Raw genomic sequence first — 10,334 nt, forward strand, 5'->3', positions numbered from 1 at the left:
GAGGCCGACACCGCCGACGCCGACCAGGAGGCGGCCGCCCGACGGCGCCTGTGGTCCGCCGCCTCCCATCTCGCCGCGACCCGGCACGGCCTGGCCGCCGCCCGTGACGGCGGCACCGTGCTGCTCCTTCCACTGGCGCCGGGCGACTCCGCGACGAAGCTGGCCCACCGCACCGCACGCCACCTGGGCACCGCCGTCCACGAGGCGGTCACCGTCGGCGCCTCCGCCCCCGTGCAGGGCCCCGCCGCCCACCCGGACGCGGTGGTCGCCGCCTACGAGGAGGGCCGCCGCTGCGTGGAGGCCCTGCGGCTGCTCGGCCGCTGCGGTGACGGGGCGGCCGCCGACGACTTCGGCTTCCTGGGACTCCTGCTCGCCGGTGACCGGGACGTGGCGGGATTCGTCGAGCGCACCATCGGTGAGGTCGTCGCCTACGACGAACGGCGGGGCACCGATCTGATCCGCACCCTCGACGCGTACTTCGCGTGCGGGATGAGCCCGGCCCGCACCAAGGACGACCTCCACGTCCATGTCAACACCGTGGCCCAGCGCCTGGAGCGTGTCGCCCGCCTCCTCGGTGAGGACTGGCAGAGTCCGGCCCGCGCCCTGGAGATCCAACTGGCCCTGCGCCTCCAGCGGTTGGCGGCCCGGATACCGAACTGACCCCCGCCCTCCCTCAGGAGACTCGGGGGTCAGCTCGGCATGCGCACCGGATCAGTGGACGCCGGCGTCCTCCGTCCGGGCCGCCCCGGCCGCCACCTCGGCGCCGGTGTCCATGTCGGCCAGGTCGCGGTGGCGGGTCTCCTTGGCCACGCCCACGGCGACGATCGTCAGGAGGGACGCGGCGATCACGTACAGGGCGATCGGCGTGGAATCGCCGTAGTCGGCCAGCAGGGCGGTGGCGATGAGCGGTGCCGGAGCGCCTGCCGCGACGGAGGCGAACTGGGCTCCGATGGAGGCGCCGGAGTAGCGCATCCGGGTCGCGAACATCTCGGAGAAGAAGGCGGCCTGTGGCGCATACATGGCGCCGTGCAGCACCAGTCCGACGGTCACGGCGAGGATGAGGTTGCCGAAGCCGCCCGTGTCGATGAGCGAGAAGAAGGGGAACATCCACAGGCCGATGCCGACAGCGCCCACCAGGTAGACGGGACGCCTGCCGACCCGGTCGGACAGCGCGCCCCAGGCCGGGATCACCGCGAAGTGCACGGCGGAGGCGATGAGTACGGCGTTGAGGGCGGTCTGCCGGGAGACGCCGGCCGAGGTCGTCGCGTACACGAGGATGAACGCCGTGATCACGTAATAGGAGATGTTCTCCGCCATACGCGCGCCCATCGCGATGAGCACGTCACGCCAGTGGTGCCGCAGCACCGCCACGAGCGGCATCTTCTCGACGGCGTCGGCATCCGCCGCCTTGCGGGCCTCGGCCTGGGCCAACGCCTCCTTGAAGACCGGGGATTCATCGACAGAGAGACGAATCCACAAGCCGACCATCACCAGCACACCGGAGAGGAGGAACGGTATCCGCCAGCCCCAGCTGCCGAAGGCGGCGTCCGACAGCACGGCGGTGAGGAAGGAGAGCACACCGGTCGCCAGCAACTGCCCCGCCGGCGCTCCGGTCTGCGGCCACGAGGCCCAGAACCCACGCCGTCGCGCGTCCCCGTGCTCGGACACCAACAGGACGGCCCCGCCCCACTCACCGCCGAGCGCGAAGCCCTGCACCAGCCGCAGCACGGTCAGCAGGACCGGAGCGGCGGTCCCGATGGTCGCGTGCGTGGGCAGCAGCCCGATCGCGAAGGTGGCCCCGCCCATCAGCAGCAGGCTGAGCACCAGCAGCTTCTTGCGCCCGAGCCGGTCCCCGTAGTGCCCGAACACCAACGCCCCGATCGGGCGTGCCGCGAATCCGACGGCGTACGTCAGGAAGGACAGCAGTGTGCCGACGAGCGGGTCGGAGCCGGGAAAGAACAGCTTGTTGAACACCAGCGCGGCGGCGGAGCCGTACAGGAAGAAGTCGTACCACTCGATGGTGGTGCCGATGAGGCTGGCGGCGACGATGCGCTTGAGGCTGGCGGGGGGTGGGGGAGCGGTGGTTCCGGAGGCCATGTGCGCCACTTCCTCGTGTGCGGTGGGGACGGTAGGTGTTGGCACACCGTAGAAACACGCAGGTCACGCGCACATGTGGCGGGGCACCATAGTTCGGGGCGTGGCTATGCCTCGGGCCGACATGTCCGCACGCGGCAGGGCGGCTGAGAGGCTCGGAGAGGGGTGAATTGAGTGCTGTCCGGGGAATGCAGTCGGGGGTGATCCGGTCAGGTCGCCACGGACACGGCGTCCTTGGAGACTTCGGTCCAACGTCAGATCGAGTTCACCGGTGACTCCGTCACGGTGGGCTACGGCAACCTCTCCGCCTCCCGCACCTGCACCTGCACCTGGGACCAGCTCAGGCGGAACGCCGACTACCCGAGCAACGGCTACTCGGGCCTCGGCATGGTGCGCAATGACAACGGAGGCCAGCCGAACGTCACGTACCGGACCTTCTACGACCGTGCCCTGCGGAACGCGTCCGGCGACGTCCGGCAGAACCCGGGCACCTGGCGCCCCCCAGGTCGTGGTGGTCAGCCTCGGCACCAACGACTTCTGGACCGCCATCAGCCTGTCGACCATGACGAAACCATTGACGGGGACATGGCCCACTTCTATCTTCTGATCCAGCCGTGATCGTAATCGCGAACTTTGTTCGAAATAACGGACAGAGGTGGTCCCGTAGGTCTCGCACGCTGCGCCCGTGCGCAGCGACCGACGCGCGCAGCCGTCCCACGCCCGGCAGGTACCACCCGACCGCGGACATGTGACCCCACGCACCACCGACCAGGCAGTCGCTCTCGCGTCACCGAAAGGGTGCAAGATGTCTTCCTCCGTCAGCAGGCGGCGCCTTCTGCAGATAGCCGGGGGCGCCGTCGCCGCCTCTGCCACCGGATCCCTCATCGGCGGTTCTCCCGCCCACGCGGCCATCCCTCCCGCGAGGACCGACATCGGGGTCTCCGCGCACCCCTTCGGACTCGACCAGGTGCGGCTCACCGCAAGCCGGTGGCTGGACAACCAGGACCGTACGCGGAACTACCTGCGGTTCGTCGATGTCGACCGGCTGCTGTACAACTTCCGCGCGAACCACCGGCTGTCCACCAACGGGGCGGCGGCCAATGGTGGTTGGGACGCGCCCGACTTCCCCTTCCGCACCCACGTCCAAGGGCACTTCCTCACGGCATGGGCCCAGCTGTTCGCCGTGACCGGGGACACCACCTGCCGGGACAAGGCAACCCGTATGGTCGCGGAGCTGGCCAGATGCCAGGCCAACAACAGCGTCGCCGGATTCAACTCGGGGTACCTCTCCGGCTACCCCGAGTCCGACTTCACCGCTCTAGAACAACGTAACCTGACCAACGGCAACGTGCCGTACTACACCATCCACAAGACACTCGTCGGCCTGCTGGACGTATGGCGTCACATCGGCAGCACCCAGGCCCGCGACGTGCTGCTCGCGCTGGCGGGCTGGGTCGACTGGCGCACCGGCCGACTGAGCGGCCAGCAGATGCAGGCCATGCTGCAGACCGAGTTCGGCGGTATGAACACCGTGCTGACCGACCTCTACCAGCAGACAGGCGACGCGCGGTGGCTCACCGTCGCCCGGCGGTTCGATCACGCCGCGGTCTTCGACCCGCTCGCGTCCAACCAGGACCAGCTCAACGGACTGCACGCCAACACCCAGGTACCCAAGTGGATCGGGGCCGCGCGTGAGTACAAGGCCACCGGCACCGCCCGCTACCGGGACATCGCCACCAACGCCTGGAACATCTGCGTCGGCACGCACACCTACGCCATCGGCGGCAACAGCCAGGCGGAGCATTTCCGCGCCCCGAACGCCATCGCCGGCTACCTGAACCAGGACACCTGCGAAAGCTGCAACACCTTCAACATGCTCACCCTCACCAGGGAACTGTTCGCCCTGGACCCCAACCGGGCCGCCCTGTTCGACTACTACGAGCGGGCGTGGCTGAACCAGATGATCGGCCAGCAGAACCCGGCCGACGACCACGGCCACGTCACCTACTTCACCCCGCTCAACCCGGGAGGCCGACGCGGTGTGGGCCCGGCGTGGGGCGGCGGAACCTGGAGCACCGACTACGGCACCTTCTGGTGCTGCCAGGGCACGGGCCTGGAGATGCACACCAGGCTCATGGACTCCATCTACTTCCGCAGTGACAACACGCTGATCGTGAACCTGTTCGTGCCCTCGGTGCTCAACTGGTCGGAGCGAGGGATCACGGTCACCCAGACCACGTCGTACCCGACCAGCGACACCACGTCCCTCCAGGTCACCGGCAACGTCAGCGGCACCTGGGCGATGCGCATCCGCATCCCGGGCTGGACCACCGGGGCCACCGTCAGCGTCAACGGCGCGGTGCAGACCATCACCACCACGCCCGGCAGCTACGCCACTTTGACCCGCTCCTGGACCTCCGGTGACACGGTCACCGTCCGCCTGCCCATGCGGGTGGCCATGCGGGCGGCCAACGACAACGCGAACGTCGCCGCGATCACCTACGGCCCGGTGGTCCTGTCGGGCAACTACGGGAACTCCTCGCTCGGTTCCCTCCCCTCGCTGAACACGTCCTCCATCACCCGGACCAGCAGTGGGTCGCTCGCCTTCACCGCCACCGCCAACGGCTCCACCGTCAACCTGGGCCCGTTCCACGACGCGCACGGCCACAACTACACCGTCTACTGGAACACCAGCGGCACCGGCACCGTCCGACTCGCCAACGTGGGCAGCGGTCTCGTGCTGGGCGTCCAGAACATGTCCACGGCCGACGGTGCCCGCGCTCTGCAGTGGTCCGACTCGGGCACCGCCGACCACGACTGGCAGATGATCGCCGACGGAAACGCCTTCCGCTTCCGCAATGCCAACAGCGGCAAGGTGCTCGGCGTCCAGGACATGGCCACGACAGACGGCGCGACCGTCCTGCAGTGGTCGGACACCGGCACCGCCGACCACAAGTGGACGCTGCTCGACCAGGGGGACGGGACCTACAAGATCCGCAACGTGCACAGCGGCAAGTTGCTCGCCATCGCGAACAATTCCACCGCCGTCGGCGCGTTCGCAGTCCAGGACTCGGACAACGGCACCGCCGACAACCGGTGGCGCCTCGTGGGGAACTAGGGCGTCCTCCGAAAGTCCCGTCCGCCGGGCGGCGCCTGGCACGCACTCCCCCAGAGGGGGCGCCCCCAACCGCGTCGTCGGGGTCGCCCGCACCGGACGCCGCCCGGCCCCGCCCCTCGCTACCGGTTTAGGCCGAGTACGGCAGACGGGCATCCGCGGTGCCGGCGGCCCCTTGGACCGGCTCAGCCCCCGAGGGGTTCGTAGTCGAACCAGTCGAAGTGGACGGTGCCTGCGGTGGCGTACAAGCCGATGACCCGGCCGGTGAAGCCGCCGGCGACCTCGGTCGACAGGTAGCGGCCGTCGAGGGCCGCGAACTCGGTGAACGTGCCGTCGGGTTGTTCGATGCCGAGGGAGACGACGTCGGGTCCGGTGCACGGTCCGTGCGGGGGCGGTGGGTCCGTGATGGTGAGGGCGAGGACCAGGGGCCCGGCGGGTACGGAGCGTTCGGCCACGACCGTGCGCAGGGAGCCGACGCGCGCGATCACCCGTACGTCCGTCCCGGAGGCCTCGATCGCGTAGTGGTGCCGCTCGTCCAGCCGGACGGCGAGGCCGCCGCACCCCTCGGACGGGTCGACCAGGGTACGTGCGCGGCAGGCGAGATCCTGCTGGCGTCGGCCGGCGAACACCGCGTCGGGCTCGTCCAGGGAGCCGCCCCGCGCGCGGAGCGTCAGCCAGCCGGGGCGCTCCTTGGTGGTGCAGAGCTCGGCGGGGCGGTCCCGCACGGAGATCCAGGCCGGCCCGAGTTCGCTGAGCCCGAAGTCGTCGCGCCGTTCCTCGACGGGAGCGGTTGAGAGCGGCCAGGGGAGCGCGGACAGGTCCGAAGTGACCTGGCCGACGACCGGCCAGCCGTGCTCCCAGGTCACGGGAGCCAGGAAGGTCTCCCGGCCGAGCACGTGCCAGCCGGGGGTGCCGCCGCGCGGTCGTACGCCGAGGAAGACCATCCACCAGGAGCCGTCCGGCGCCTGGACCAGGTCCGCGTGCCCGGTGTTCTGCACGGGGTGGTCGGTGCCGCGGTGGGTGAGGACCGGGTTGGCGGGGCACGGTTCGAACGGTCCGGTCGGCGTACGGCCTCGGGCGATCGACACGCCGTGACCGCGCTCGGTGCCACCCTCGGCGATGAGCAGGTACCAGTAGTCGCCGATCCGGTACAGGTGCGGGGCCTCCGGGGCCTTGGCACCGGGCCCACCCGACCAGAGCGCCCGCGGGTTCCCGTACGTCTCGCCCGTGGACGGGTCGATACGGACCTGCGACACCCCCGCCACCGTGCACCAGCAGGTTCCGTCCTCGTCCCAGGCAAGGTCCGGATCGATGCCGGGCACGCCTGGTGCCGGGATCGGGTCCGACCACGGTCCGGCCGGGTCGGTGGCCGTGACGATCAGGTTGCCGCCGCCCTCCCGGGCATTGGTGACGATCAGCCAGAAACGGCCGTCGTGATGGCGCAAGGTGGGGGCGTAGATGCCGCCCGAGGACGGCATGGAGGCCGGCAGACGCAACTGCTCCGGCCGGTCCAGTACGTTGCCGATCTGCCGCCAGTGCACCAGGTCACGGCTGTGGAAGAGGGGTACGCCGGGGAAGTACTCGAAGCTGGAGCAGGCGAGGTAGTAGTCGTCGCCGACACGGCAGACGCTCGGGTCGGGGTGGAAGCCGGAGATCACGGGGTTGGTGGCGAGGGCGGGCTGGTTCTGACCGGGCACCCTTGGTCGTCCTTCCGTCGGGTGAGCAACAGGGCGGAGCTCAGGGAGCGTCCGTCTCGGTGCGGGTGATGCGGAGCAGCGCCGCAGACGTGAGACAGAGACTGTCGAAGCGCTTCACCTGGAACGGGAAGGTAACGGACTTATTTCTTGCGGAACAAGAGCTCCGACGTGAGGAAAACCTCCGTCACTTGTTCATTGACGGCCCGTCAGGAAAAGCGTCGGCGTCGATGCGCTTCGACAACTCCCACCTCGCCCGTCCCGCTCATGCCGCAGGCCGTCGCCGCCCTGTCGGCGGCCCGGTGATGGCCCGCCGAACCCGGATCTCATCGCGGCTCGGGCTGTGCGAGGATCTGCGCGCACCAGATCGTCTTGCCGACGGTGGTGTGCCGCGTACCCCATCCCTGGGTGAGCTGGGCGACGAGCAGCAGGCCCCGGCCGCCCTCGTCGAAGGCGCGCGCCCGGCGCAGGTGCGGTGCGGTGTTGCTGGCGTCGGAGACCTCGCAGATCAGGGAGGCGTCGCGAATCAGGCGCAGCCTGATCGGGGGCTCGCCGTATCTGATGGCGTTGGTGACCAGCTCGCTGACAACGAGTTCGGTGACGAACGACGTCTCCTCCAGTCCCCAGGCCTCCAACTGGTCCAGGGCGAACTTCCTGGCGCGCGGTACCTGCGCGAAGTCGGGTACGACGTCCCAGTCGGCGACATGCTGGGGATCCAGCGCGTGAGTGCGAGCGAGCAGCAGGGCGGCGTCGTCGGTGCGGCGTTCGGGAAGCACGGCGTCCATCACTGTGTCGCAGAGGCGCTCCAGCGAAGTGGCCGAGTGGTTCAGGACCCGCATCAGGTCGGCGATCCCCTGGTCGACGTCGCGCTCGCGGCCATGGATCAGCCCGTCGGTGTAGAGGGCGAGCAGGCTTCCCTCGGGCAGCTCGAGTTCCGTCGCCTCGAAGGGCAGCCCACCGATGCCGAGCGGTGGTCCCGGCTGCGCGGGTGCCAGGGCCCTGGTGCCGTCCGGGGAGATGATCAGCGGCAGCGGATGACCGGCGCTCGCCAGGGTGAGGCGCCGGGAGACCGGGTCGTAGACGGTGTACAGGCAGGTGGCCCCGAACTCGCCGGTCGGCTGGAAGTGGCCGGCGGGCTGGTGGTCGCTGGCCAGGTGGATGACCAGGTCGTCCAGGTGGGTCAGCAACTCGTCCGGCGGCAGGTCGACGTCGGCGAGCGTGCGGACCGCCGTGCGCAACCGGCCCATGCTGGCCGAGGCGTGCAGGCCATGGCCGACCACATCGCCGACGACCAGGGCGACCCGGGCCCCGGAGAGCGGAATGACGTCGAACCAGTCACCACCCACCTCCGAGCCGGTTCCGGCAGGCAGGTATCGGGATGCCACCTCGACCGCATCCTGACGTGGCAGCCGCTGCAGCAGCAGACTGCGTTGCAGGGTCAGCGCGGTCGTGCGCTCGCGCGAGTACCGACGGGCGTTGTCGATGGCGACGGCTGCCTTCGCGGTCAGTTCCTCGGCGAGGATCAGGTCGTCGGCGGTGAAGGCCTCCGGCCGGTCGCTGCGGGAGAACACGACGACGCCGAGCAGCGCGCCGCGGGCCCGGAGCGGGACGGTGATCCGGCCGGTCAGCCCTTCAGCGGCGATGGACTCGTCGATCAGCGGATTGCCTGGCGGCCAGTGGGCCGGATCGGCGGCGAGTCCGGGTCCGAAGGCCCATTCGCCGCCGTGGCCGGGCTCCGCCGCGAGCTGCACCGTGGACCTGCCGACGGCCATGCAGCGGGCGGCGACGGAACCGGGAGCGTGAGCGACCGGCATCGGACGCCCGGAAGTCTGGTCGGTGTCTTGCTTCGCGCCGTGCTGTGCGGCGCGGATGAGTGTGATGGCTTCGCCGGAGGCGGAGGCGGGCGGAAGGGGCGGTTCCTCGCCGTGCAGAACCTCGTCGAAGAGATCGACGGTGACGAGGTCGGCGAATCCCGGCACCGGGGTCGTGGCCAGTTCCCGCGCGGTGCCGAGCACGTCGAGCGTCCGGCCGATGCCGCCGCTGGCCTCGTTGAGGATGAGCAGGCGCTGCCGGGCCCAGTACTCGGCGCTCATGTCGAATCCCCAGTTGGCGACCGCGCCGATCCTGCCTCCGGAATCGCGGACGGGCCACATGCTGGTGGCCCAGGCGTTGGCGTAGTCACTGCCGAGCGGGCGGAAGACGGTGATGAGACGCGCGGGCCTGCCCGTCCTGGCCACCTCGGAGAGCTGGTTGGTGTACGCCTTGTCGTCGAGTTCGGGAAACAGCTCGCGGTACTTCTCACCGAGCACTTGCTCCTCGGAGTGCGCCATCACCCGGCACGCGGAGGCGTTGACCCAGAGGAACCGCAGCTGAGGGTCGTAGACACCCAGAGCGAAGGGGCACTGTTCGAAGGCCAGGTCGGCGATCACCGGGCGGCGCTCCCAGCGGTGGACGGTCATCGCATGGCCCAGCGCCCGGCCGTCGGCGTCGAACAGCGGGTGAGCCGACACCAGAGCCTCCACCGTGGAACCGTCCCGGTGGCGCAGGGGGATGAGCCCCGTGGGGTCGGGGCCGCTGCCGTGACTCCCGGGGAAGCCGGGTGGTGGGGGAGCGGTCAGCAGGTCGGTCACGGGGCGCCCGACGGCGTCCTCCACGGACCAGCCGAGCAATAGCCGGCCGCTCTCGCTCCAGCCGCTCACCACGCCGTCCGGGCCCACCACGAACGCGGCAGTGCGGACATCCTGCTTGCCGGCCATGTCCACGCGCTCCGCCTCCGTCCGGACAGCTGTCCCCGTCAGGGCTGGTTTCCAGCCGCCAGATTTCAGCCTAGGTCCGCTTTCGCTCCACGGCGCTCCGGCCGGTGCGTTCCCGGCCACCGGGTGCAGCGCCCGCGCGCCCCGCTCGACCACAACCGCAACAGGCCTTGCCGACAGGAACCGCGGACCGGTTCCGTGTCTCGGTCCCGGGTGCGGTACGCACGGTCGTGCGCGAGCACCGCGGGAGCGCCACGGCAATCCTGTAGGTGACCATGAGCCGGGCGGGTTCCTCGCCGACCGGCTCGGTCACCGTCCTGACATCTGTGGGCACGTGCCGAGTCCAGCATCAAAATCCGTGAAAGATTGCCGGACCCTGGCAATGCCGACGCCTCCCCGACCATGTGACGATGCGCCAGCCGGCACGGTTGCTCGGTGGAGGGGTGGTCAGGGCGGATGAACTGGTTTCTCGGTTTCGGCATCGTCGGAGTCGTACTCCTCGTGCTGTCCCTCGTCTTCGACGGTGTCCTCGAAGGGCTCTTCGACGGCGTCGGCGTGCTGGACGGTCTCTTCGACGGGCTGCTCTCGCTGCCGGTCGTCGCCGGCTTCGTGTCCATGTTCGGCTTCGCCGGTGCGATCGCCATGGGCACCACGGGCGTGGGCGCGGCCGGCGCCGGC

The 10,334-nt window shown here is 70.1% G+C and carries 6 protein-coding genes and 1 pseudogene; 4 read left to right on the plus strand and 3 right to left on the minus strand.

The window, feature by feature from the left end; all coding sequences use genetic code 11:
• The coding region (locus BZL64_RS12990; protein ID WP_167396136.1) for a PucR family transcriptional regulator at positions 1 to 660 on the plus strand (660 nt) is incomplete at its 5' end.
• A 51-nt stretch (positions 661 to 711) separates the two neighbouring features.
• Here the strand turns inward: BZL64_RS12990 and BZL64_RS12995 are convergent.
• Positions 712 to 2,097, minus strand: coding sequence for an MFS transporter (locus BZL64_RS12995; protein WP_086769256.1), 1,386 nt, complete (start codon positions 2,095 to 2,097; stop codon positions 712 to 714).
• A gap of 231 nt (positions 2,098 to 2,328) precedes the next feature.
• Here BZL64_RS12995 and BZL64_RS13000 point away from each other — a divergent pair, with 231 nt between their 5' ends.
• Both BZL64_RS13000 and BZL64_RS13005 read left to right on the plus strand, forming a co-directional pair.
• Positions 2,329 to 2,712, plus strand: coding sequence for an SGNH/GDSL hydrolase family protein (locus tag BZL64_RS13000; protein WP_244205321.1), 384 nt, complete (start codon positions 2,329 to 2,331; stop codon positions 2,710 to 2,712).
• Between the two features lie 187 nt (positions 2,713 to 2,899).
• The gene (locus BZL64_RS13005) at positions 2,900 to 5,212 is read left to right on the plus strand and encodes a beta-L-arabinofuranosidase domain-containing protein (RefSeq protein WP_086769258.1); all 2,313 of its coding nucleotides are present in this window, start codon (positions 2,900 to 2,902) and stop codon (positions 5,210 to 5,212) included.
• A 182-nt stretch (positions 5,213 to 5,394) separates the two neighbouring features.
• Here BZL64_RS13005 and BZL64_RS13010 read toward each other — a convergent pair whose 3' ends face one another.
• Both BZL64_RS13010 and BZL64_RS13015 read right to left on the minus strand, forming a co-directional pair.
• On the minus strand, positions 5,395 to 6,906 hold the full coding sequence (locus BZL64_RS13010) for a glycoside hydrolase family 43 protein (RefSeq protein ID WP_086769260.1): 1,512 nt from the start codon (positions 6,904 to 6,906) through the stop codon (positions 5,395 to 5,397).
• A 323-nt stretch (positions 6,907 to 7,229) separates the two neighbouring features.
• Entirely contained in the window at positions 7,230 to 9,659 is a 2,430-nt protein-coding gene (locus BZL64_RS13015) for a SpoIIE family protein phosphatase (RefSeq protein WP_086769262.1), read from the minus strand.
• 453 nt (positions 9,660 to 10,112) lie between these two features.
• Between BZL64_RS13015 and BZL64_RS13020 the strand changes: the two are divergent.
• A pseudogene (locus tag BZL64_RS13020) lies at positions 10,113 to 10,334 on the plus strand (hypothetical protein); the annotation flags it as partial.

The sequence above is a fragment of the Streptomyces bobili genome, from assembly GCF_002154575.1.
GTDB lineage: Bacteria > Actinomycetota > Actinomycetes > Streptomycetales > Streptomycetaceae > Streptomyces > Streptomyces bobili.

Bases quoted from the DNA above. Each gene is read 5' to 3' on its own strand.
- BZL64_RS12995 (WP_086769256.1), bottom strand. From the start codon at position 2,097: ATGGCCTCCGGAACCACCGCTCCCCCACCCCCCGCCAGCCTCAAGCGC.
- BZL64_RS13005 (WP_086769258.1), top strand. From the start codon at position 2,900: ATGTCTTCCTCCGTCAGCAGGCGGCGCCTTCTGCAGATAGCCGGGGGC.
- BZL64_RS13015 (WP_086769262.1), bottom strand. From the start codon at position 9,659: ATGGCCGGCAAGCAGGATGTCCGCACTGCCGCGTTCGTGGTGGGCCCG.